At 32.7% G+C, this 24,547-nt stretch carries 17 protein-coding genes; 7 read left to right on the top strand and 10 right to left on the bottom strand.

Annotated elements, in window-relative coordinates; all coding sequences use genetic code 11:
* Positions 1–43: 43 nt before the first annotated feature.
* On the bottom strand, positions 44–4,066 hold the full coding sequence (locus ABD941_RS04700) for an FG-GAP-like repeat-containing protein (RefSeq protein ID WP_345272872.1): 4,023 nt from the start codon (positions 4,064–4,066) through the stop codon (positions 44–46).
* A gap of 97 nt (positions 4,067–4,163) precedes the next feature.
* Positions 4,164–4,763: an FMN-binding negative transcriptional regulator gene (locus tag ABD941_RS04695; RefSeq protein WP_345272871.1), complete on the bottom strand. Its 600-nt coding sequence runs from the start codon at positions 4,761–4,763 to the stop codon at positions 4,164–4,166.
* Positions 4,764–4,965: 202 nt separating this feature from the next.
* Between ABD941_RS04695 and ABD941_RS04690 the strand changes: the two genes are divergently transcribed.
* The 6 genes from ABD941_RS04690 (at position 4,966) to ABD941_RS04665 (ending at position 11,621) form a co-directional block, all read left to right on the top strand.
* Complete coding sequence (locus ABD941_RS04690; RefSeq protein WP_345272870.1) at positions 4,966–6,093, top strand: FIST signal transduction protein; 1,128 nt, start codon at positions 4,966–4,968, stop codon at positions 6,091–6,093.
* Positions 6,087–7,835: a PAS domain-containing hybrid sensor histidine kinase/response regulator gene (locus ABD941_RS04685; protein WP_345272869.1), complete on the top strand. Its 1,749-nt coding sequence runs from the start codon at positions 6,087–6,089 to the stop codon at positions 7,833–7,835. The genes ABD941_RS04690 and ABD941_RS04685 overlap by 7 nt, the downstream gene beginning before the upstream one ends.
* 73 nt (positions 7,836–7,908) lie before the next feature.
* Positions 7,909–8,607, top strand: a complete 699-nt coding sequence (radC, locus tag ABD941_RS04680) for a RadC family protein (RefSeq protein ID WP_345272868.1) — start codon at positions 7,909–7,911, stop codon at positions 8,605–8,607.
* A 92-nt stretch (positions 8,608–8,699) separates the two neighbouring features.
* Positions 8,700–10,001 carry a polysaccharide deacetylase family protein gene (locus ABD941_RS04675; protein WP_345272867.1) on the top strand — a complete coding sequence of 434 codons (1,302 nt, stop codon included), beginning with the start codon at positions 8,700–8,702 and terminating at the stop codon, positions 9,999–10,001.
* On the top strand, positions 9,991–10,680 hold the full coding sequence (locus tag ABD941_RS04670; protein WP_345272866.1) for a YjjG family noncanonical pyrimidine nucleotidase: 690 nt from the start codon (positions 9,991–9,993) through the stop codon (positions 10,678–10,680). The genes ABD941_RS04675 and ABD941_RS04670 overlap by 11 nt, the downstream gene beginning before the upstream one ends.
* A gap of 83 nt (positions 10,681–10,763) precedes the next feature.
* On the top strand, positions 10,764–11,621 hold the full coding sequence (locus tag ABD941_RS04665) for a hypothetical protein (RefSeq protein WP_345272865.1): 858 nt from the start codon (positions 10,764–10,766) through the stop codon (positions 11,619–11,621).
* A gap of 53 nt (positions 11,622–11,674) precedes the next feature.
* On the opposite strand, the gene ABD941_RS04660 is transcribed toward ABD941_RS04665, so the two are convergent.
* A complete protein-coding gene (locus tag ABD941_RS04660) occupies positions 11,675–12,958 on the bottom strand; it encodes a replication-associated recombination protein A (RefSeq protein WP_345272864.1) in 1,284 nt (427 codons plus the stop codon).
* Between the two features lie 158 nt (positions 12,959–13,116).
* Here ABD941_RS04660 and ABD941_RS04655 point away from each other — a divergent pair, with 158 nt between their 5' ends.
* Positions 13,117–13,836, top strand: a complete 720-nt coding sequence (locus ABD941_RS04655) for a rhomboid family intramembrane serine protease (protein ID WP_345272863.1) — start codon at positions 13,117–13,119, stop codon at positions 13,834–13,836.
* Between the two features lie 71 nt (positions 13,837–13,907).
* On the opposite strand, the gene rlmB is transcribed toward ABD941_RS04655, so the two are convergent.
* From rlmB to ABD941_RS04620, 7 genes are all read right to left on the bottom strand, one after another.
* A complete protein-coding gene (rlmB, locus tag ABD941_RS04650; protein ID WP_345272862.1) occupies positions 13,908–14,642 on the bottom strand; it encodes a 23S rRNA (guanosine(2251)-2'-O)-methyltransferase RlmB in 735 nt (244 codons plus the stop codon).
* 61 nt (positions 14,643–14,703) lie between these two features.
* The gene (locus ABD941_RS04645; protein ID WP_345272861.1) at positions 14,704–16,359 is read right to left on the bottom strand and encodes an aryl-sulfate sulfotransferase; all 1,656 of its coding nucleotides are present in this window, start codon (positions 16,357–16,359) and stop codon (positions 14,704–14,706) included.
* Positions 16,360–16,446: 87 nt separating this feature from the next.
* A complete protein-coding gene (locus tag ABD941_RS04640; RefSeq protein ID WP_345272860.1) occupies positions 16,447–18,111 on the bottom strand; it encodes an aryl-sulfate sulfotransferase in 1,665 nt (554 codons plus the stop codon).
* Positions 18,112–18,186: 75 nt separating this feature from the next.
* Positions 18,187–18,939: a hypothetical protein gene (locus tag ABD941_RS04635; RefSeq protein WP_345272859.1), complete on the bottom strand. Its 753-nt coding sequence runs from the start codon at positions 18,937–18,939 to the stop codon at positions 18,187–18,189.
* 22 nt (positions 18,940–18,961) lie between these two features.
* Positions 18,962–19,792 carry a hypothetical protein gene (locus ABD941_RS04630; protein WP_345272858.1) on the bottom strand — a complete coding sequence of 277 codons (831 nt, stop codon included), beginning with the start codon at positions 19,790–19,792 and terminating at the stop codon, positions 18,962–18,964.
* A 26-nt stretch (positions 19,793–19,818) separates the two neighbouring features.
* Positions 19,819–21,324, bottom strand: a complete 1,506-nt coding sequence (locus ABD941_RS04625) for a SusD/RagB family nutrient-binding outer membrane lipoprotein (protein WP_345272857.1) — start codon at positions 21,322–21,324, stop codon at positions 19,819–19,821.
* A 12-nt stretch (positions 21,325–21,336) separates the two neighbouring features.
* Positions 21,337–24,504, bottom strand: a complete 3,168-nt coding sequence (locus ABD941_RS04620) for a SusC/RagA family TonB-linked outer membrane protein (RefSeq protein ID WP_345272856.1) — start codon at positions 24,502–24,504, stop codon at positions 21,337–21,339.
* Positions 24,505–24,547 lie beyond the last annotated feature (43 nt).

The raw sequence follows: 24,547 nt of genomic DNA, 5'->3' as shown, positions 1-24,547 counted from the left end.
GTTTTAAGCAATCTCTGCTAATAAAGTTTCAGTCAAATAACCACTATCTGATAATAACCTTCCATGATTTTTTATTTGATTTTAGAATGTATAAGCCAGTCGATAAGTTATTTATTTCAATTTTTGTGGTGCTGTTTTCCTCAAAATAATTTGGACTTACGGGTATTAAATTCCCGTATAAATCAAATAATATGAATTCTTCATTTCCAAAAGTATTAGTAATCGTTATTTCATTTGATATAATTAAAGGGTTAGGATACAAAGTCATGCCAGATTCTTGGTTAACTTCATTAGGTGTTGTTGGTTTGATAAAATAAGATTCAGCTAAATTAAAGGCATCAATACCAATTTGCTCACCAATTATTCGTCCAGGAATGTCGTCCATTGGCGGGTGAATACCTCCCCAAATTCTAGATAAACTACATTGATCTGAAGCATCTCTATATGTTGCCCATTGCAATGTTATATCTTGGCTAGGTCCTTCTTCAAAAACAAGAAACTCATTTTGTTTCGCTATAAACTCACCCATGCCACCAGGAAAAAACTCAGTTCCTGTTAGTAGGGTCATAATTTCGGCTGCTGCTCTGGAATAGGTTGAATGTCCAGAAACATATCCAGCAAATGGTGGTGTTACAAATGAAGGTCTTTGATATGGCCACCAATTTTCGGCTAAAATCCAACCAACTCCAGCAACATCGGTCTCTACATCATTGATATAATCATGACCTCGCCAAGTGTTGAGTTTTATTTTGCCTAAGTGTTCATTACTTGTTCCAGCTAGGTCATCAGATTCATTGACTATTTCAATAAAACCATCCATTAAAGGAATACCATCTTCATGATAATTGTCCAATGTGTTATCGGTGCTCTGCCCTTTATCTGCCATGTATCGTATTGCAGAAATAGGTCTGGTATAGTCATACCAGCCTTTAATGCTCCAAGCCGATATGGCGGCATCATGCATAGCTCCTGCTAGCATAAAATATGATTTAACATCCCATTCTAAATTGTTTAAAATATCACCTTCACCTTTCATCCGTTTTTCAAATAATGGGTGATCGCTAACATAATTTAATAGAACAAACCAATGACCTGGAGGCGTTTCGGAATCTGGGCCATCTGCCCAAAATTCAGCCAAAACCCTAGCGTAATCACCTCTTGGGACCATTTGCGGCTGGTATGGCGCATTTGTAATGGGGTTTGATGAATGCCCAGTGCCTATATCTCCACCATCCATTAGATTATAAAAATCATCATAATCAGCAAAATCATTTGGAAATAAAGAAATCGGGATGTTACCTATAGACTTTGGAGAGATGTCCCATAAAACACCATCATCTGGGGATAAATGTGCTCCCCAAACGGAAACTAAAGAAAACCCCCATTTATAAATATCATTTGATTGCGCGTCTCCTGTTCCTATTGTTGGTGGTTGTCCGGGGTCATGAAAAACACGATAGGTATTTGAGTCGCGTTCAAAGTTGGTTAACATATTATTATTTAAAGCAAAAGGCGAAGCATTTCCCCATTCTGGACTTAAAAAACCGGGTGTTGTTTCTCTGATTACATTTCCGCTTTGATCAATAAATACTTCCAAAGAAAGCGGTTGCCATCTGTTTGGGTCACTAATGGTTTCATTTCCACTAACTGCCGGAACTAAAGGGTCATTTACGGGTTCATAATATTCATTATCATAAGCATTAGACTCATTTGTGCCATCTTGAAAGCCAAATTCAATAATCTTGGCAGCAATGTAATTACCTAAAGCTGCAGGGTTACTATTGGAATAATCAACCGAAGTCTCATTAGTATCATAGCCTAATAATGCCATCAAATCATCAAGATTAGCCGAAGTTATCTGAGCATTTGGCGATTTGCTAAAACGATGCTTTAAAATTCTATAAGCTGCATAACTTAAGGTTTCATTAATACTAGCTATTGTATCTTGAGGTGAAATAAATTCATCTAACTCACTACTAAAACCTTGGACTTCTTTTCCTATAAAATAAGTTTGAGCGTCATCATTATATATGGCCCAAGCATCATACATGGCAATGCTGGTATGAAATAAATTGCGAGCATGAACTGTTGGTCTGGCAAAATCATTTCTAATAGCATCAAGTAAAACTTCATTCCATAGTCTTGCTACGGAATAATCATTTTCTTCTACATCGGGACTTGTTAAAGTTATATTTAAGCTAATAACGTCTGTAGAACAAATATCATTTCTGCTTATTATTGAAATACGACCTTGAGAAGCCACATGCCATCTAACGCTAATGCTATTTGTACCTTGACCATCTAAAATTTCACCGTTTGTAACCGTCCATTCAAATTGGTCTTCTGTATTTGAAGAATATGTATAATTTTCAACACTTAAAGTATTCGTAGTCGTATTTCCAGTTATTGACCCTGCTTCTAAAAAAAGACAAGAACCATTGTCTATAGTGGCGTTAGGGTCATAGTTGCATGAATTGGTATCCGTACAGCCTTCTATTTTTACAGCGGTATTATCTGGTACTATTGAATAACCACTTCCTTCTGTAATTTTAATGGTATTATTAACAGGCACATCAAAGAAGGTTTCTTTTGAGCCCAAAGGCCATGTTACAACAATGCTGTTTATTACTGAGGCGGTCGATAACCCAAAGTGAACTGGTAAAATGGATTGGGAAAGGTAAGCAGATCCATGGTGATATCTAAATTGATCGGGACCCGTATTAGGATATAGTTCAACTTTTGTACCTATAGCGTTTGTGTTGGAAGCTGTACCTTCAAGTTCTATCTTAATGTAATTGCCACTTGTTTCGTTAGTAAAAAAAGTATCGATACTTGTGTTTTCGTATAAATAAAGTTTACCAGAAAAATTTGTAACAATTAAATCTAAATCACCATCATTATCATAATCAAATGAAATGGTACTCCTACTTTTTGATTCTTCAATTGGTGAATCCGTTAGAAGTGTATCCTCAAACGCCCTACCATTTGGGCCTGGAACATTTTTAAAATACTTGTTAGGGATTTTTTGTATCATGCCATTGGCTATATACAAATCTTCATAACCATCATGATTAAAATCTGAAAAGTTGATACCCCAAGACCAACCCGTATTGAAAATCCCTAAATCTTGGGCTAGATTTTCATAAGTGTTCTCACCGTTTTTAACATAAAAACCATTGGTGTCAATATTTGTGACTAATAACTCAAAAACGCCGTTGTTATCAAAATCGCATGTAGCTAAGCCCATACCGCAAAAAGGATCTTCAATGCCAAATTCTATAGCAGCTTCGGTAAAACCAGTTCCATTTTGATTTACTAAAAAAAAGTTATTTTGAGCAAAATCATTTGCGACATATAAATCTATGTAAGCATCGTCGTTTGCAATAATAGGAATGGCAGATAGACTATTAGATTGACCTCCAACATTTGTATCTGAAATAAGTGTAAAAGTCCCATTACCATTATTTTGAAAAAGTTTGTTATCTGTAGTTGATTTATAATCAGTAAGATATAAGTCTAAAAAACCATCATTATTATTGTCAAACCATAAAGCACCGGAATAGTAGCAGTTTTCACAGAAAGTATTAATTCCTAAAAGAATAGTTACATCGGAAAAGGTCCCATTGCCGTTGTTATGATAAAGTTGACTTTGTCCAGCATTTGCTAAAAAGATGTCTGGATAGCCGTCATCGTCGTAATCTCCCCAAGACACTGCCATTTTATCTCCAAGCTCAAGCCCATTATCTAAATTAATATCATGATTAAACCCTTCTGCAAAACCGGCTTCAATAGTTACATCTTCAAAGCTTCCATTATTATTGTTTTTTAATAACCTGCTCCAGGTAGTAGGGTTGTTTTCATCAAAAGTTTTTTCGCCAACAATAAATATGTCTAAATCATTATCTAAATCATAATCTGCAACGGCAACACCATTATTATTGAAGATTTCACCAAGTCCAGCTTGTATGTCTACTCTTCGAAATTGTTGTGCATTTAAGTCTAAATGAAGGAATAAACTACAAATTAAGATAAACAAATAACGACTATATATAGTGTTCTTTTTCATGTTAAATAGAGAGAGAAATTGTTTTTTAGTAAATATAAAATTTAAAAACCAAAAGATAAAAAAATTGCGTGCATTTTCGATATTTATTCAAAGAAAGTCAAGATTGAAAAACTTTCGCTAAAAAGGCCTCAACACTTGATTTATTAGCCCGAATCAATTCATTTTTAGCAAGTTCTACATCCTTTGGTTTTTTGTCTTGTGAGAGTTTAAACTTGCCTTCCCAACTATTAATAGTAATTTCAAACATCTTTATATAATCTAAATAAGCCTTCATGCTTCTGTTATCAGGTGCTAAAATATATTTATGTTCTGGCGCTTCCAAAAACTCGGTCATAGTTATTAATGATTGCTTTAGAGCGTCTTTACTTTCAATAGCTTTAACCGTGCCTTTTAGATGTACTTTAATATAATTCCATGTTGGTAATTGCTTAGAAGCGTAAACACTAGGGGAAATATAACATTGCGGACCAGAAAAAATAATGGTAATGTCTTGGTCGTCTTTCATACGTTCAGCCTGAGGATTGTAAATATCAATATGCCCTATGAGTTTCCCAGCTTCATTATAAATTAAAGGTAAATGCGTGATTAATGGTGCATTATCTTTTGTTGAGATTACTGTAGCCAAAGGATACGTTTTAATCACTTCTATCATGTGATCAATATTGTTGTCTTGATGATGTTTTGGTGGATAATTCAATGTGTGTTTTTTATGCCATTCAAGAATGGAGACTCTTATTTTTTAATTTATGATTGTAATGACATTTGAAATTTACGATAAAAGAATATCATTTAAAAACTTATTTTTTATTCTATTTTCTTACATAATTTAGTTTTTTTTCCGATAAAATGTTGTAAATGTTCGATAAAATGTTTAGATTCGTCATCTAATTACCCCAACTATGAAAGTTCAACAAATTTCACTTACAGAAAATAATTGGTCAAATACTATAGATTCTATACATATAGAAGCTAATTTATTCTTACTATTTATATCTCCAGAGTTTAACTTAAAGCATGAAGTTTTAGGTGCTTTAAATAAAAAGTATCCAGGATCTACAATAATAGGATGCTCTACTGCAGGTGAGATATCTGATGTAACAGTAAAAGACAAAACCGTATCGTTAACAGCAATTCAGCTAGAAAAAACAACCTTAAAAAAAGTTTCTTTTGAAATAAAGGATATGAACTGTAGCTTTAAAGCGGGCAAAAATATTGCTAATAGTCTAGATAAAAATGGTTTAAAGCATGTTATTGTTTTAAGTGATGGATTAAACGTTAATGGTGCCGATTTAGTTTCTGGTTTAAAATCAAAGTTACCTCATGTGAGTATTACAGGTGGATTGGCAGCAGATGGAGCAGATTTTAATAAAACGTTTGTAATTAATGATGATCAAATAGTTGATAAAACAATAATTGGACTTGGTTTTTATGGTAATGATTTAAAAGTTGGATATAGCTCTAAAGGCGGTTGGGACAGTTTTGGAATTGAAAGATTAGTTACAAAATCCGATAAAAATGTACTATATGAGTTGGATGGAATGCCAGCTTTAGAAATTTATAAATCGTTTTTAGGCGAACATGCAAATGATTTACCTAGCTCAGGATTGCTTTTTCCATTGAGTATGAGGAATAGTGAAAATGCAATACCTTTAGTAAGAACAATTTTAGCAATAAATGAAGAAGAGCAAAGTTTGACTTTTGCAGGGAATATACCCCAAGATTCCTATGTTCGATTAATGAAAGCCAATATAGATAGATTAATTAGTGGTGCTGAAGACTCAGCAATTTCAGCTAATAAAGACTTAAAAGAAACATCAGAACTAGCAATTCTTATTAGTTGTGTTGGCCGAAGATTGGTTTTAAAACAATTAGTAGAAGAAGAAGTGGAAGCGGTACGCGATGTTATAGGGGGTAAACCAGGTATTACAGGGTTTTATTCCTATGGTGAAATTGCACCATTTGGTGAGTTTTCGCCTTGCGAATTGCATAATCAAACCATGACAATAACAACACTTTCAGAATGTTAAATAATGATTTACATAGGCTTTTAAGGCGACAGCTAAGAAAAGCAAATTTAAATGATTTTGATAATCCTCAATTAGCAGATTTTTTAAGTACAATTAATGATGCTTATAAGAGTTTTGATAAAGATATTTCTCATATAGAAAATATTCTGGAGCTAAGTTCAAAAGAACTTTTTGCTGCCAATCAAAAATTAATTAACGAACGAGATACTACTAAAACAAAATTAAAAAATTTAGTAGATAATATTGGAGGCGTTATTTTTGAAACCGACATGGATGGGAATTTTACGTTCCTAAACAACGCTTGGGAAAAATATTCAGGGTATAATATTGAAAAAACTTTGGGTAAAAATTTTAAGGATTTTTTAATTGGTAAAAATATTGAAGGGGATAGGGATTTCCACGAGTTATTTTCTAAAAAGCAGAAACGTATTGAGTTTATTTTTAAGCACAAAAAGAATAATAAATCAATGTGGTTTGAGTTAAAGTCAAAACTAATTAAAGATAATAATGGTTTGCCAGTTGGTTTTATTGGTACAATTATAGAAGTGACAGATTTAAAAGAAACAGAAATTCAGCTGCAAAAAGCAAGTAAATCTAAAGATGAGTTCTTATCAACCATGTCTCATGAAATTAGAACACCATTAAATGCTGTTACAGGATTAACAAATATTCTGTTAATGGAAGATTATTTGCCAGAACAAGTTGAAAACCTCAAAGCCTTAAAATACTCGGGAGAACATTTATTAGGTTTAATAAATGACTTGTTAGATTTTAATAAAATTAAATCTGGAAAATTAAAACTTGTAGAAAAAGATTTTAGCCTAAATTATTTTTTAGAAAATATAAAATCTCATTTTGTATTAAGGGCAGAAAAGAAAGGAGTCGTTTTTAATGTTACAAAAGAAAATGATATTCCAGATAACATTATTGGAGATAAATTAAAACTCACGCAAATAGTAAAAAACTTGCTAAGTAACTCTTTAAAATTTACAGAAAAAGGAAGTATTGTGCTTAGTGTTAAAAATTTAGGTATAAATAAAAACAAAATAAGCCTTAAGTTTAAGGTTGTAGATACAGGTATAGGTATATCTAAAAGTAGACAAGACTCTATTTTTGAAAGTTTTATGCAAGCTAATTCCGAAACTTCAATAAAATATGGAGGTACTGGTCTTGGTTTATCAATTAGCAAGAAATTATTAAACCTGCAGAAAAGTGATTTAAAGGTTGAAAGTCAATTAGGATATGGAGCAACTTTTTCTTTTATTATTACATACAAGGTAAGTAATAGGCTTAACCTATACGAGCCGAACATGATAAAAATGCAACCAAATTATGAGCCTTTAAATATAAATGTATTAATTGCAGAAGATAATAAAATGAACGTTCTTATTTTAAAACGGTTCTTTTTAAAATGGAAAGTAAATTATAAAGTAGCAGAAAATGGTCAAGAGGTTCTAGAGCTTTTAAAAGATTCTGATTTAGATTTTGATTTGGTTTTAATGGATTTGCAAATGCCAATTTTAGATGGTTATGAAACCTCTAAAATTATTAGAAATATGTCAGATATATCTAAATCAAATATTCCAATAATAGCCTTAACCGCATTTGCTCAAACTGATATTAAAGAAAAAGCAAAACGTTATAAGATGAATGGATTTATGGGTAAACCATTTAGCCCTGAAAAACTTTATGTATTATTGAAATCTTACTCCAATAATACTCTAAATGAGCAAGTTATTTAGTTGTTTGAAAAAAGATAAATACTTTACAAATAATTTAATTGTTTGTAAAGTATTGAATATTTATCTTTAACCAATGCAAGAAAAATCACCCTCATTACCCATAAAAAACTGGAGTCAAGACGATCAGCCACGCGAAAAATTACTCTATAAAGGTAAGTCTGCTTTAAGCGATGCAGAATTAATAGCCATATTAATAGGTTCTGGTAATAAAGATGAAAGTGCTGTAGCCTTGTGCAAACGTATTCTATCCAATGTCGATAATAATTTAAGTGAGTTAGGTAAGTTGTCTATCATGCAACTTACTGAATTTAAAGGCATAGGTGAGGCAAAAGCAATATCTATAATAGCAGCTTTAGAATTAGGACGACGACGACGAAGTGAGGAAGCTCTGCAAAAGAAAAGAATAACATCTAGTATATCTGTTTTTGAGCTCATGCAACCTATTATTGGCGAACTACAACACGAGGAGTTCTGGATTATTTACACAAATAACTCTAATAAAGTCATTCAAAAAAATCAATTAAGTAAAGGCGGAATAACAGGAACATTAGTAGATGTTCGTTTAGTGCTTAAAAAGGCACTAGAAGTTGGTGCCATAGGATTAATTTTGGTACACAACCATCCATCTGGAACTTTAAAACCAAGTAACGCTGACAAACAAATCACCCAAAAATTAAAAGTTGCAGCACAAAATTTAGATATAAAGGTTTTAGATCACTTAATTATAACAGAAAAAGCATACTTTAGTTTTGCAGATGAATCATTATTGTGAAAGTGCTAAAAAAAATCAAATATAAAATCCCAAAATCCTAAATAATAAAACAATGGAATTTGTAATTTTTTAAAATTGAAATTTTTCAAAAAATGCTTTTAGTTTATACCCATAAAATATCTCCTAGATTAAAATATGTTTTCAAGCATATCTGCACAAGAGTTTTGGGTGTAAAAGTAAGTTTTACTACTAAAATAGAAGTGTTTATTGCACACGACAGCATGAAAATGTCGTACACCAAACAACAACTAGGAAACGAGTTTTTTATTAAAAGTCATGATATTTTATTTGAGCAAGGTTTGAGTGATGTCGATATTAATATACATGATTGGGGGCGGACAAAATGCTTTTTTTATAATGGAGATAAAAGCGCTATGCCTTTTGATATTTTTTCGGCTTCCTTTTATTTATTGTCACGTTATGAGGAATATTTGCCTCATGTAAAAGATGAGTTTGGGCGCTTTACCGCAACGGAGAGTTTAGCCTACAAAGAAGGGTTTTTACATCAACCCGTTGTGGACATTTGGGCCTATAAATTTAAAGCTGCTTTACAAAAACAATTCCCAGAATTTAAATTTCCAACAAAAACCTATAGTATAAAGCCTATTATTGATGTGCCTAGTGCATATAGTTATAAATTAAAAGGTATTATGCGGACTTTAGGAGGTGTTATTAAAGATTTTTCAAGACTTAGATTTAGAAGTTTGTATTATAGGTTTGCTGTTTTACTTGGTTTTAAACATGATCCGTTTGACACCTTTAAATATTTAATAAATAGACAAAAAATATCCAATTTTAAATTTCTTTTCTTTTTTTTAATAGGAGATTATTCGACTTACGATAAGGGTATTAATCCAAATAAAAAAAGATTTGTATCTCTTATAAAACATGTAGCAGATTATTGTAACGTTGGTCTCAAAATATCTTTTTTAGCTATAGAAGATGAATCTATTTTAAAAAAAGAAAAATCACGAATGGAAGATATCCTGAATACCAATTTAAAAGCATCAAGGCAATCTTTTTCAAAACTTAATTTGCCTGAATCATATAGGAACTTGATAACATTGGAAATTCAAGAAGATTATACTATGGGTTATGTAAATCAGGCTGGATTTAGAGCAGGTTCTTGCACGCCTTTTTTATTTTATGATTTAGATTATGAAGTGCAAACGCCTTTAAAAATTAACTCGTATCAGGTTATGGATTATGCATTATTAAAAAACCAGTCTTTACTGGATAAAAAGAAGCTTTTAAATGAAATCATTTACGAAATAAAACAAGTAAATGGGGAATTTGTTCCAATATTTCATAATTATACATTTAGCGATAGTCATAGATGGAAGGGGTTTAAGGAATTGTTTAATATAATTTTAGATTCAGCAAATGAAGCTTAATGGTATTACAGATGTTTTTTTTGATTTAGATCATACCTTATGGGATTTTGATAAAAACTCGGCGTTGACTTTTGAAAAAATTTTCAAAATAAATGATGTTAGTTTAAGTATAGATGATTTTCTGTTACATTATGTGCCTATAAATTTTAAATATTGGAAGCTTTATAGAGAAGAAAAAATAGAAAAAGAAGCCTTGCGTTATGGAAGATTAAATGATGCTTTTGAGGCTGTTGGTTTTCAGGCCGAAGAGTGGTTAATTTATAAACTATCAAAAGATTATATAACGCACCTTTCTACATTTAACCATTTATTTGAAAACACATTTGAAATCTTAGACTATTTAAGTGTTAACTACAATTTGCACATTATAACCAATGGATTTGATGAAGTACAACATAAAAAGTTAACGCAATCTAAAATTATTAAATATTTTAAAACAGTAACCAATTCAGAAATGGTTGGTGTTAAGAAACCCAATCCTGAAATTTTTAATTTTGCGCTTGAATTGGCAAATACTAAAGTAAGCCAAAGTATTATGATTGGGGATAGTTATGAAGCCGATATACTTGGAGCGAAAAACATTGGAATGGATGTTGTTTTTTTTGATTTGAATAATATGACTCTAGATAATAACATAAAGCAAATTGATAATTTAATGCAACTAAAAAAGTATTTGTAAATAGGCACATCTTATTTTATGTTAAAATTTTTTACAAAAGTGTATCTTTACAAAAAGTGTTTAATCATAATGTTTAAAAAAAAATGAAGGCTAATTTTTTTCCAATATTAATAGCTTGTTTTATAGCTACATCGGTATTTTCTCAAGCAAATTTAAATAAGTATAAATACGTTATTGTACCTAATAGATTTGATTTTTTAAAGGAAAAGGATCAGTATCAATTAAATTCATTATCTCAATTTTTATTTAATAAATATGGGTTTGAAGCTTTAATGGAAGGAACTGTTTATCCCGAAGACTTAATAAGAAATAGATGTTTAGCATTAAAATCTGATGTTATAAAAGATTCGGGGATGTTTAAAACAAAACTTTCTGTAGAACTTAAAGATTGTAACGATCAGGTGGTTTATACATCTGGTGTAGGGGAAAGTAGAGAAAAAGAGTTTAAAATAGCTTATAATAAAGCCTTAAGGGCTGCTTTTAAACATCTAGAAGTATTAAACTATAAATATGAGCCTAGTGAGAATGTAACTGCTGTAGCAATATCAAAAACTTCAGAAACAATTGAAGTATCAAAAGAAATTCAGCAATTAAAACAACAAATTAAAAACTTAAAACAAGAAAAAGAAGCAGAGTTAGCTCTAGTTGAAGCTCCAAAGGTTGAAATACCACAACCAAAAGCAGTTGAAAAGAAGGAAGTGAATAAAACTGATGTAATTAAAGGTGTTTCAAATATATTTTATGCGCAAGAAATCGATAATGGATTTCAGTTGGTCGACAATTCTCCTAAAGTAATTTACAAAATAAAAAACACAGGATTAAACAATACCTTTTTGGTTGAAGACCAAAGTGCTATAATATATAAAAAAGGTGATGATTGGGTTTTAGAATACTATATAGATAATGTTTTAAAACAAGATGTTTTAAATATTAAATTCTAAAGTTTTTTTTGAAATGTGAAGTTACCTGCTAGTCGCTTAATACTTAAATAATACTAATAATCATACTTACCTTTCCAACGCAGTTTTAAAAATTCGCGATGTGCATGTTCTCTAGCATTGTTCCCAGGATCATAAAGCTTTGTGTTTTTTAGTTCTTCTGGTAAAAACTCTTGATTGGCAAAGTTATCATCGTAATTATGCGCATACTTATAGTTACTACCATAACCAAGTTCTTTCATGAGTTTGGTAGGTGCGTTTCTAATTTCTAAAGGAACACTTAAATCGCCAGTTTCTTTAACCAATTGTTGAGCCTTACCAATAGCAATATATGCGGTATTACTTTTAGGAGAGCAGGCTAAATAAGTAGCACACTGGCTCAAAATAATTCTAGATTCAGGGTGACCAATCGTTAATACGGCTTGAAAAGTGTTATTGGCAATAACCAAAGCTGTTGGGTTGGCATTTCCAATGTCCTCGCTGGCCGAAATCAATAAACGACGCGCAATAAATTTTACGTCCTCACCACCTTCAATCATACGTGCCAACCAATATACAGCACCGTTAGGATCGCTACCACGTATAGACTTTATAAAGGCCGAAATAATATCATAATGCTGTTCACCTGTTTTGTCATAACGCACCGTATTATTTTGAATTTTTTCTAAAACAGCTTCATCTGTAATAGTTATAGTATCTGTGTTATATGAGTTTACTAAGAGTTCAAAAATATTAAGCAATTTTCTGGCATCTCCGCCAGATAACCTCAAAAGAGCATTGGTTTCTTTTAGTTTTATATTTTTTTTAGAGATATATTCATCTTTTTCAATAGCTCGTTTTAATAGCGTTTCTAAATCGTTTTTATTAAAAGCATTTAAAATATAAACCTGACAACGTGATAGTAATGCAGAAATAACTTCAAAACTAGGATTTTCTGTAGTAGCGCCAATAAGCGTAATCCAACCCTTTTCAACAGCTTGTAATAAAGAGTCTTGTTGCGATTTACTAAACCTGTGAATCTCATCAATAAACAAAATAGGGTTTTTAGTCGTAAATAACCCACCACTTTGTTTTGCTTTATTAATAACATCACGAATGTCTTTAACCCCAGAATTTATAGCACTTAAGGTATAAAAAGGTCTGCCAGATTCTGTGGCAATAATATTTGCAAGTGTTGTTTTTCCAGTTCCAGGAGGCCCCCAAAAAATCATTGACGGGATTAAACCTTGTTTTATGTGTAGCGTTAAAGCACCTTGTTTTCCTACTAAGTGTGTTTGGCTTACATAGTCCTCTAAATTTTTGGGTCGTAAACGTTCTGCTAATGGCTCATTCGCGTTCATAACTGTAAAATTAAGTAATTTTTTTGCTTTTTTAGAGAAAACAAAAAGGGTTTCAAGTATGTCGTTTAATCCCTACTGGTAACAGGGCTTTACACTGGTATATCTGCCAATTTAGCATTAAACTTAAAATTGGGTAACTATTTGCTATCTTTAATTCAATGAACAATAAAGACCATTTCAAATTTTCTACGGGCGTAGTGGCTTATCCAGTATTTTTTGTATTAACCATTTGGTTAGTGTTTTGGTTTGAAGTGCGTTTTGGTTTTAATTTTAGTAAGTATGGTATATATCCACAAACGCTAAAAGGGTTAAGAGGTGTTTTGTTAAGCCCATTTATTCATGGCGATATTCAGCATATTTACCATAATACCATTCCTTTTTTTGTATTATCTATGGCGTTGTTTTATTTCTATAGACCTATTGCTTGGAAAGTGGTATTATTTGGAATTCTGTTTTCTGGGTTTTTAACATGGTGCATTGGTAGACCATCGTACCATATTGGAGCTAGTGGATTGATTTATGTATTAGTGAGTTTTACATTTTTTAAAGGTGTTTTTGCAAAACATTATAGACTTATTGCGTTATCCCTTTTAGTTGTTTTTCTTTATGGGAGCATGATTTGGTATACATTGCCTATTGAAAAGGGTATTTCTTGGGAAGGGCATATGGCTGGATTAATTACAGGTGTATTCTTTGCTTTGTTCTTTAGAAAAGAAATTGCAAAACCTAAAAAATATGTTTGGGAACAAGATGATTATAACGAGGATAACGATCCATTCTTAAAACATTTTGATGAAGATGGAAACTTTATCGAAAATTTAGAAATAGAGGAGAAGCTACCTAAAATAAACTATACTTATAAAGAGAATAAGGACTAGTTTTTCTATTTAGATAATAGTAAAAATTTGTTTTTTAAGATTGAAATTTTATACTTGTCTTTTGGGATTTATTATTGACGTTGTCTTACCACTTCATATAAAAATGCACCACATGCTACAGAAACATTTAAAGATTCAATATCGCCCAGTAAAGGTAGTTTAGCTTTAGCGTCGACAACTTTTAAAGTAGATGGGTTTATTCCACGTCCTTCTGAACCCATAATAATAGCACAGGGTTCAGTAAAAGAAACATCATATAGCGTATGATCTGTTTTCTCGGTAGCGGCAATTACTTTTATGTCAGAAGCCTGCATAAAGAATACGGCATCTTTAATATGGTCTACTTTACAAATAGGAATTTTAAAAACAGCACCAGCACTTGTTTTAATAGTATCACCATTTACAGGTGCTCCACCTTTTTTCTGGATAATAATACCATTAACCCCAGTACATTCTGCAGTACGAATAATAGCCCCAAAATTTCTAACATCACTTAATTGGTCAAGTAATAGAAAAAGAGGTGTTTTTCCAGATTCGATAACATTTGTAACTAATGCTTCCATATCATGAAACTCGATAGGCGATATTTGAGCCACAGCGCCTTGATGGTTCTTATTTGTTAACCGGTTAAGTTTTTCAACTGGTACATACGAAGAATTGATTGATTTTTTTCTTAAAAGAGATTCTAGTTCACTAAAAAGTTCGCCTCTTTCCCCTTTTTGTAGAAATACTTTGTCAATAGTTTCACCAGCATTAATGGCTTCAATAATAGCTCTAATACCAAATATTTGTGTTTGATTTTCCATTAGGGTAAAGGTATAAAAAAACCACCTCAATAGAGATGGTTCTTTATTAAGAAAATATGTGTTAGTCTTTAATAATTTTTTGCGTTATAGAAGCATGGTCAGCGTAAATTTTCATAATATACATTCCTTTAGTTAAATGGCTTAAACTAATTTTTTTAGAATTGGATTTGGTAGTTATTAATTGGCCTAATGTACTATATATTTCAATGGTATTGATAGTGTTTGTTGTTGCTATAGTTATAACATCTTTAGTAGGGTTAGGAAATACTTTTAAATTTGCAAGTTTAAATGTCTTAGTATTTAATACTTCGCAATTACTCAAATCTTCACCTTTCTCTATAGTATCCCGTGGTGTTAAATCTCTGCCATTAAAAGCTGGATAATCTAAAGGATATTTTAATACTCTAAAAATACTACCAAATGCTGAAGGTAATTCGCCCTGTGTTTGAATGAGTTGATCACCAAACGCTATGGTGTCTGGATTTATATATTCCCAAACAATATTGTTACTTGAGTCTATTTCGAAAAGACGACCAAAAGCACCTGAACAAATTAATGTGTTACCATTAGGTAAGCGTTGTGCACTTGATAAAATTTGAGAATAAAATTCTTCTTTTATTGGCTTGGTATAGCTCCATTCTGCCATTGTAGGGCCATAGCCATTTATAGGGTCATAAATATAAAACCCTGCTGAAGATTCTAAAGGATCTATAATATCTACAGAGGAAAAGAATTCATCTCCAGCAACACCACGCTCAAAACCATTGTTAAATATTATTATTTTTCCCGCATCAGTCAATCCATCAGCTATCCAATGAGGGTAATGCTGTCCGAATAATTGCTTATCTGTACTGTTTCCATGATTGTAAGCTTCTGGATTACCCCAACGGTATAAAAAATCGCCACCTTTACCATATGTGCCACCAGAATGTTCTGAGGCCTCTAGAGTACTAGTAGAATGGTCTATTATATATACTTCATTCATATGCCTTGAACTCAATATAATTTGGTCTAAGTTGGCATTATACTGAATAGAATTTACATGAAGCCAATTGGCTTGGCCAGGGTTTCCACTACTTAAGTAGTTAATGTTTAACAACTGAGGGCTGTCAGCAACGACTCCAAAATTAGATTTGGTGTTATCGAAGTCCTGAATTAAATGGTCATTAATATTCCATTCCCAAACAATGTTGGCTTGATTGGAGCCTACCGGTTCTAATTCAAGTATTTGTTCATTATATAGTTTGCCTTCGATTAGCTTAGAAGGGTCCCTTCCAGCCTGTATGGCTTCAGCTTGGGACATTGTAGTAGCTACCAGCATAAGAATATTGCCATTTGGTAGAGGAAATACATCATGATGTTGAGAAAAAGTACTTGAGGAATATGTATATTCCCAAAGTAAGTTATTGTCCCAATCATATAATTCTATTTTGCCACCAACACCCCCAAAGGTTATGTCCGTATTCTCTATTTTTGCTGTTCTTAATAGATTGCCATTTTCTAATAAATAAATAGCTACACCTGGTCTATTTGTAGTATTCCATTGGTTTATAATTTCTCCACAATTATTGATTAAATAAGTATCACCAGAGTGGTTGGGTGTAAATAAGGTGTATCCGTTATATACTCCTAATTCATTTGTAATCGTACCAACAGTATTTTGACTATATGAATGTAAAGCACCTAAAAATGCAAATATTATGTATAAACGTTTCATAGTAATTTATAATTTGATGATATTGTTTAATATATCCAGCATAGGAATGTATAGATATTTAATTCTACACTAATTGATATATTATTTTTATTTCTTAACGATTTTTCTACTTGTTACGGCTTCTCCTGAATAAATTTTAACAATATATAATCCACTTTTCAATTGGCTGATGTCAATTTGATTTGAATTTTGATCTGTAGCCACAAGTTTTCCTATAACACTATAGACCTCAATGTTGTTTATCGTTTCAGTTGTTTTAATATTAAGAATATCTATAGCAGGATTAGGTACTATCTTTAAATCTGCAAGCTTAAAATCTATAGTATTTAAAACCGAACAATTGCTTGTATCTGACATCAATTCAATAGGGCCTCTAGGTGTTAAATCTTTTCTTATAAAAGCCGGATAGTCCAATGGATATTTTAATGCTCTAAAAACAGAATTAGATGACGGGGTATCACCTTGCGTTACGATTCCAAAAGACGTATCTGGGTTAATATATTCCCATACAATATTTTTGTTAGAATCAATTTCAAAAAAATAACCCTGCGCACCACTACAAATAAGGGTATTGCCATTAGGTAAGCGTTGTCCACTAGATAAAATAGAGGAATAAAAGTTTGTTGCTTCTATAGGGTCTGTATACGTCCATTCTACATCGGTTGGGCCATAACCATTAACAGCATCATACGTATAAACTCCAGGAGAAGTTTCAGGAGGTGTTATAATATCTACTGAAGAATAATTTATAGGGAGTCCTTCTCCATCCAAGCTTCTTTCAGCTCCATTATTAAAAACTATGATTTTTCCGGCATCTGTTAAGCCATCGGCTATCCAATGTGGATAATGTTGCCCGAATAATTTCTGATCGGTACCATCTCCATGTCCATAAGCTTCTGGGTTCCCCCATCTATAAAGAAAATCGCCTCCTTTGCCATATGTGCCACCTGTATGCGATGCTGCTTCGGCTGTGGTAGTTGAATGATCGATAATATATATTTCACTTAAAAATCTGGAACTTAATACAATTTGATCTAAAGTGGCATTGTATTGAATAGAGTTAGCATGAATCCAATTGGCTACGCCAGGACTATTTTCATTGTTGAAAAAGTTTATATCCAATAATTGTTCATTATCAGCAACTACACCAAAGTTATCCTTTGTATTATCAATATCCTGAATTAAATGATCTTTAAGATACCATTCCCATACAATATTAGCTTGATTAGTACCTAGTATTGGTTCTAACTCAAGAATGTGTTCACCATAAAGTTGATTTTGACCAATTTTAAAAGGGTCTCTCCCTGCTTGAATAGCATCAGCTTCAGATATAATTGATAAAGCCAACATTAGTATATTGCCATTTGGTAATGGGTATATATCATGATGCTGGGAAACATTTGTTGATGAATAAGTATACTCCCATAATAAGGTGTTATCCCAATCAAAAAGTTCTATTTTACCACCAATGCCCCCAATACTTATAAAAGAATTGTCTATTTTTCCTGTTCTTAATAAGTTTCCGTTCTCTAGTACATACACGGCGTTACCAGGCGTAAAAGTACTAGACCATTGGTGTACAACTTCACCACAATTATTGATAAGGTAGGTTTCTGTAGATGGATTTGGGGTAAATAGAGTAAATCCATTATAGGAACCTGATACATTTGATATGGTTCCTACTGTATTTTGGCTATATAAATTCGTGCAAATGCAAAGCACAAACATAATGAGTAAGTAATTTTTTTTCATAGTAATTTTAAAAATAAACAAAAAGCCACCTTTTTTAATTAAAAAAGGTGGCTTTTATATATTTTAATGTAAATATTAATTACATGTACTGGTACCGCTAGTAATAACACCAGCTGTAGGGATTTCAGGACCAGATCCATCTGCAAAAACAGTGCCGTCTGGTGCTGTTAATACATATGAGTTTTCCTCTTCCCATCCAGGAGCTTGACCTGTACCACCACCAGAAACATAAGTGATTGTATAATCTGAACCTTTAGTAATAGGAATATCAAAAGTATCTGTAGGATGAGTAGCAGCATATGTAGATGTTGTTCCATCAAATTCAACAGATATGAAACCACCGTTCCAACCATCACCATACGAATCATTAGCTACCAAATTCCAAAGACAAAATTCATAGTCTTCAATAGTTAAGGTAATATTAGCTGTACCAATAACCTCATAAAGGTCTGGTATTGCAGCTGCACCAACTTCAAATTGAGCTGTTTCGTCACCTTCAACATCTAAATCACTGTTTACAGAAATCACGATTTCTCCTTCAGTTTGATAAGCAGGTACTACACCTCCACTAACTTCATAGTCTTCGTGTAATACTGCATCACCACCAATTTGAGTGGCAGCAAACGTTGTTGTTGTTTTGATAGGTTTGTCCATCTTTATTGAAATAATAATTTCTGGAGTATCTATCTCAGGAGCATTTGATGAACTTACAGTGAAAGTTACTCTTGGTTTTGCACTTTCATCAATAGTGTCAGCTAAATCATCATCACATCCAAAAAAGGCTGTAGACAATACAATAGCGCTTAGTATATATTTAATTTTTTTCATTTTTGTATATTTTTAAGTTAAACTATTGTCTTGTATAAGTCGAAACCCAATCCGCTGGAAAATTAGCAGTCCATGTATTAATGTTATTAAGAGTTACAATACCATTTTCGGCATCCCAAGTTCCTCCTGTAATTGTACCAATACCTAAACTACCATAAGCTAAATTACCTGTTGGTAAAATATCACCACAAAGTTCTACAATGTCTCCACCGTTAAGGAACCCTGCATTTGTTGTACAACTATCAAGGAAGAACCCATCAGCTGTACCAAAACGCCATGAACCATCAGCATTTTTTGTAATAGTTGTTGTTTTATTAATCCCACAACCTAATGAATTAGTTACTAAATAAGTTCCAGCCATATCAGCAAAACATTGATAAATAATTGTTAACTCAGTAGATTTACTACTGGTAATTACATTTGTTCCATTAGCACTAGAGAATTCTAATGTTAGAATTGGTGCTTCGTCAAGAGGAGGCACTATACCAGCTGTTATTATACTAATTGGAATAGAACCAATATAATTATTATCTGCTGTAAGCGTAATGGATGTTGCATTTAATGTATAATGCACACCTTCTATGGCAGTTGTGTTTGCCGCATCTACTGCAACGCTAAGCATTACATCTTCAGTAAAACCAACCATATTTGGTCCTTGAAGTTCCATATTAACAATGGCTGTTACTATATTACCAGTTGCAACAGCACTTACGGTTTGATTTAAATTCGAAAAGCTCGTAAAGTTTGGCCCATCACTAAAAGTGTCCGCTAAGTTGTCATCATCAAGGATACATGATGTAACGGATAATCCCACTACTAATAAGAGTGAAATGGATTTTATAATATTTTTCATATCTATATATTTTTAAAATTATTAATTTATTGCATCCAGAATGTATGTCTGTCAAAAGCAGCATTATTAGGCTGATCAGGAACATTATCTGGATTAGTTGCTAATTCAGATTCAGGATACAGTAAATTTGATGGGAATACTGTAGATCTTGCATCTACTGGAATAGGAATTCCTGAAGGGAAACCAGTTCTAACACGGTCCATCCATACTTCAAATCCAGAAATAAAACCACCTGCTACCCATTTTTGAGTAATAATAGCTTCAATTTCGTTTCCAGCACCTACAGCTAAATCCCAATTAATCTTATTACTAAATGCACCAGATTCATAATCTGCCGCCGCTGTAGCAGCATCTGGCACTCCTAATTCTGCAAATGAAGCTGCTATTCCAGATCTATATAATGCACCTGCATCTCCAGAAATTAACCCACGTTGAACAGCTTCTGCTTGTAGAAATAATGCTTCTGATCCTAGCATAACTTGTAAAGGTTGGGTGCTACCAATTAAAAGGCCAGGGCCTAAAGCAGATGTTGCATTTGTTCTAAACTCATTTGTATAAACGTTTTGAGGAATACCTCTAAATTCACTATCAGAATCTGCAGGCAAGAAAAGTCTCGAAAGTCTATCATCAAAATTATCCTTTAAAAAGTCTACGAAAAATTCATTTCCACGTGTTGCTTCGTTATTTCTAGCTGGTGTAGTACTACCTGGAACAAAACCAAAAACAGTATAGAACGGGTTTTGTTGACTTGTTTGATCTGCATAACCAGGGTCAATAGCAGCCGTACTAGTTATAAAACCTATACCATTATTTACTATTTCATTATATTTTGCAGATAAGTCTTCACCAGTATTTACTTGACGTAATAACATTCTTAGTTTTAATGTGTTAGCAAATTGTTGCCAATCACTCATATCGCCACCAAACATGGCATCAGTTGATACGGGTAATGTTCCATCAGGAGCATTATCAATCATACTTATTGCAGCATTTAATTCATCATAGATAATGTCATATACAGCTTTATCATCATCGTAAGCTGGTTGAGTATTCGACCCTCTTGCAAAAGCTTCAGTATAAGGAACATCACCATAAGTATCCACTAGCATAGCAAAATGGAATGCTTTCATTATTTTAGCTATAGCCTTAAAATTATCAAAACCTTCACCTTCAAAGTTCTCAATAAACACATAATTGCTTAAAGTAAGTGTATATGTGTTATTCCATATTCTTTGGTACGTTGTATTGATAATTAAGTACTGTTGTTCAGGTTGGTACCATACACGGTCACCAGAATCTGCCATAACACCAGCATGAATACTACCAATTAAGTTAAAAGAATCTCCTGATCCATTAAGGATATCTGCATTATATAACATATCGGCAGAATTTTTTTGAGCCGCAGGGAGTAGTAGAGCAGGCGATGCAGAGGAAGGACTTGCCGAACTTCCATTAACATCTAAATAATTGTCGCTACACGAAAATGACAATGTCAATATCGTAAGTAGAATTACATTTTTTATGTTTTTCATTTTCAAGTTTTTTTAAAATTTCAAATTAAGTTTAAACCCGTAAGTTCCTGAAGGTGGCGCTTGCGCTGAGGATCCAATACCTGTTGTTCCGTTTGTTACCGTTGAATTATTACTTGCACCAATACCTATATTTTGTCCAGCGCCAGAGTTAATTGAAAATTCTGGATCCGTATAGATATTTTCAGCAGCTCTCCACATGATTAAGTTATTAGCAACAAAGCCAATAGTAACAGCGTCAAAAGGTGTTCTTTCTAAAAATTTAGAAGGTAGTGTGTAATCTAAAGCAATTTCTCTAATTTTAATTGCAGAAGCATCCACTACATAGTTTTCTTTGATCTCATTGTATGATGTTTGCCAGAAGTTTCTAGTCCCATCTGTTGTTGGCCTATCTGTATTTTCAACATAAACAGGGTTTTCAGCTGTACCAGTATTGTATACTGAATTAGGGAATATAAAAGGTTGTCTGTTTGTAGACACACTGTTTAGTGTTAATCCTGCAAATTCTAAAGCTTCAACTACAGTACTGTAGAATACATGCCCTGTTTTATAATCAGCAACAGCTCTTAATGAAAGCCCTTTATATGTGAATTTTGTAGTTGCACCTATAATAACATCTGGTACAGTGCTACCTAAATTAACAAGTTCTGTAGTAGGTGCTGGGTTACCATTATCTTCAACAATGATTCTGCCTTGAGGATCTCTTTGATACCCGGGAGCAAATAAAGAAGGATAAGCATCACCAACTTTTGCAAATATGGTAGCTGTGTTTTGGAAACCAGTACCAATCTGAATTCTTTCTGGTCCACCTAAGTCAATTACTTCAGAATTATTTTTTGTAAAAGTAGCTCCTACTTCCCATTTAAAATCTTCAGTTTGTATAGGCACTAGGTTTAAGTCAAGTTCTATACCTTTATTTTCAATTTCTCCAATATTAGTTAAAAATGAAGATGCTCCTGAAGCTCTTGAGGCTCCAATACTATTAATTTGATCTTCGGTAGTAACCGAATAGTAATTGGCGTCTAATGTAATTCTGCTTTTAAAGAATTCTGCTCTAAATCCAGCTTCCGTAGAATAAGAAAACTCAGGACTTAATCCAGGATCTACTGCTCGTGTTGTTTGTCTTAATCCAGGATTTCCTAGAGGAAAACCAGTAGGAACCAAGAAATTCTCATTTATTAAACCTATAGCAGCATCGTTACCCACTTTGGCGTAACTAACATTAAGTTTTAAGAAATTTAAAACATCACCTTTTAAACCTTCAATGGCATCAGTAGCAATAAAAGATAAACCACCACTATAGTATGAATAGGTGTTATTTGCTACTGGTAGTGTAGACGATGTATCTTGTCTCCAAGAACCTGTTAAGAACAAGTAATCTTGATAACCAAGAGTCATATCACCAAAATAAGAATATAATCTTTTTCTATTATTAGTTTGTGGTGATGCAAAGTTTGTGGTGTTAGAGCCCAACTGTCCCGTTCTAACATTTACATTATAAAGCTCATTCGTAAATAAGTTATTACCTACTATATTTATTTGGTTACTTCTAAACTCTTCTAAGTGTGTACCTAAAATAAGTCTTAAGTTAAAGTCATCCGATAATTGGCCTTCAATGTTAACTAAAAAATCTGAGTTTAATCTAAAGTTACTAGCAACACCGTTTAATACCGCAGCAACTTCGTCACTTGGTCTTGAGTATCCTATAGCTGGATTCGTATCATATGCAAAAGCTTCTTGCGTATTTGTAGTCTCTCTGTTAAACCAAGTACCACCAAGAGAATAAGATGCAGATACCCAATCACTAAATGTGTATTTAAAGTTGGCAATAGCTTGTAATCTATTGGTCTTGTTGATATCTCTATTAGAATCTACAATTTGGTATGGATTCTTAAAGAATGCATTAAAATAAGTATCTGGCGTAGAGAATTGATCTGTTCTCCAGTTTCTGTATTTCTGTAAATCTATGTGAGCAGGTGTGTTTAGTAAAATTCTATAAAAACTACCATCTGTTGGACTAGGTCCAGCTACATTTGCGTAATCTTGAAAGAAAGCTACCGATGTACCAGTCTCTAAATTGCCATATTTTTTTGTAGCGTTAAATCTAAAGTTGTCTCTATTATATCTGTCACCAGGTGTAATACCTGTTTTATCAACACGTTGTGCTGAAAAGAAATACGTTGAAGTATCATCACCACCACTTAAAGATATCGAGTTTTGAGTGGTTATACCCGTTTCGAAGAAATTTTCTCTACCATTTCTAATAGGAGCATATTTACCCGTTTGAAAAGAACCATCAACTAAAAGTGGTCCGATTTGGCGAATTGTGCCATCATATCGTGGTCCCCAACTTTCATTTTCATCTGGCGTATAATTAAAAACATTACTTGAACCACTACCAAATTCAGATTGTGTTTCAGGGAAAAATTTTAATTCTTCAAAAGTAACAGCAGAATTTATAGAAATACTAAGTTTTCCATCGTTTTTTCCTCTTTTTGTAGTAACAATTAAAGCACCATTTGCTCCAGCAGAACCATATAGTGTTACTGAAGACGCACCTTTAAGGATATTTACAGACTCAATATCATTTGGGTTAATGTCACTAAGCGCAGTACTCGCTTGTGGCACACCATCTATAACAATTAACGCGTTGTTACTTTGAGTTAAAGATGTACTAGCTCTTAATCTAATACTTGAGTTAGGTTTTACACCATTATCACTAAAGTTAATGTTAAGACCAGAAGCTTTACCTACTAAGGCTGTAACTGGATCTACTGGTGCAGCTTGTATAATAGCCGCTTGATCAACAACCGTGGTAGCATAAGCTAACTCTTTAGGCTTACGCTTAATTCCCAATGCTGTAACAATTACCTCATCAAGTGCTTCAGCATCTTCTTCCATAGTCACATTAATGGTGCTTGAAGCACCAACTGCAATTTCTTGAGTAGTATACCCAACAAAACTAAATACAAGTGTTGCTCCTTGATTAGCTGTTATTGAATAGTTACCATCAAAATCTGAAGATGTACCTGATGATGTACCTTTAACTAAGACAGTTGCTCCAGGAAGGGGTAAACCAGAACCATCTGATATTGTACCTGAAATTGTCTTTTCTTGTGCAAACGTTAGTTGCACAACAAACGCTAGTAATAGCGTTAGAATTCCACTAAACTTTGTTTTCATTTTATAATTATTTGAATTAGTCAATGCCAAAAATCATAAAATA

Origin of the sequence: Flaviramulus aquimarinus (assembly GCF_039543205.1) — a bacterium.
GTDB lineage: Bacteria > Bacteroidota > Bacteroidia > Flavobacteriales > Flavobacteriaceae > Flaviramulus_B > Flaviramulus_B aquimarinus.
The sequence above is the reverse complement of the archived record's forward strand: the minus strand, read 5'-3'. Positions and strand labels throughout refer to the sequence as shown.

Excerpts from the sequence above, each read along its gene's own strand:
- ABD941_RS04700 (WP_345272872.1), bottom strand. The coding sequence starts at position 4,066 with ATGAAAAAGAACACTATATATAGTCGTTATTTGTTTATCTTAATTTGT.
- ABD941_RS04690 (WP_345272870.1), top strand. The coding sequence starts at position 4,966 with ATGAAAGTTCAACAAATTTCACTTACAGAAAATAATTGGTCAAATACT.
- ABD941_RS04685 (WP_345272869.1), top strand. The coding sequence starts at position 6,087 with ATGTTAAATAATGATTTACATAGGCTTTTAAGGCGACAGCTAAGAAAA.
- radC (WP_345272868.1), top strand. The coding sequence starts at position 7,909 with ATGCAAGAAAAATCACCCTCATTACCCATAAAAAACTGGAGTCAAGAC.
- ABD941_RS04675 (WP_345272867.1), top strand. The coding sequence starts at position 8,700 with ATGCTTTTAGTTTATACCCATAAAATATCTCCTAGATTAAAATATGTT.
- ABD941_RS04670 (WP_345272866.1), top strand. The coding sequence starts at position 9,991 with ATGAAGCTTAATGGTATTACAGATGTTTTTTTTGATTTAGATCATACC.
- ABD941_RS04665 (WP_345272865.1), top strand. The coding sequence starts at position 10,764 with ATGAAGGCTAATTTTTTTCCAATATTAATAGCTTGTTTTATAGCTACA.
- ABD941_RS04660 (WP_345272864.1), bottom strand. The coding sequence starts at position 12,958 with ATGAACGCGAATGAGCCATTAGCAGAACGTTTACGACCCAAAAATTTA.
- ABD941_RS04655 (WP_345272863.1), top strand. The coding sequence starts at position 13,117 with ATGAACAATAAAGACCATTTCAAATTTTCTACGGGCGTAGTGGCTTAT.
- rlmB (WP_345272862.1), bottom strand. The coding sequence starts at position 14,642 with ATGGAAAATCAAACACAAATATTTGGTATTAGAGCTATTATTGAAGCC.
- ABD941_RS04645 (WP_345272861.1), bottom strand. The coding sequence starts at position 16,359 with ATGAAACGTTTATACATAATATTTGCATTTTTAGGTGCTTTACATTCA.
- ABD941_RS04640 (WP_345272860.1), bottom strand. The coding sequence starts at position 18,111 with ATGAAAAAAAATTACTTACTCATTATGTTTGTGCTTTGCATTTGCACG.
- ABD941_RS04635 (WP_345272859.1), bottom strand. The coding sequence starts at position 18,939 with ATGAAAAAAATTAAATATATACTAAGCGCTATTGTATTGTCTACAGCC.
- ABD941_RS04630 (WP_345272858.1), bottom strand. The coding sequence starts at position 19,792 with ATGAAAAATATTATAAAATCCATTTCACTCTTATTAGTAGTGGGATTA.
- ABD941_RS04625 (WP_345272857.1), bottom strand. The coding sequence starts at position 21,324 with ATGAAAAACATAAAAAATGTAATTCTACTTACGATATTGACATTGTCA.
- ABD941_RS04620 (WP_345272856.1), bottom strand. The coding sequence starts at position 24,504 with ATGAAAACAAAGTTTAGTGGAATTCTAACGCTATTACTAGCGTTTGTT.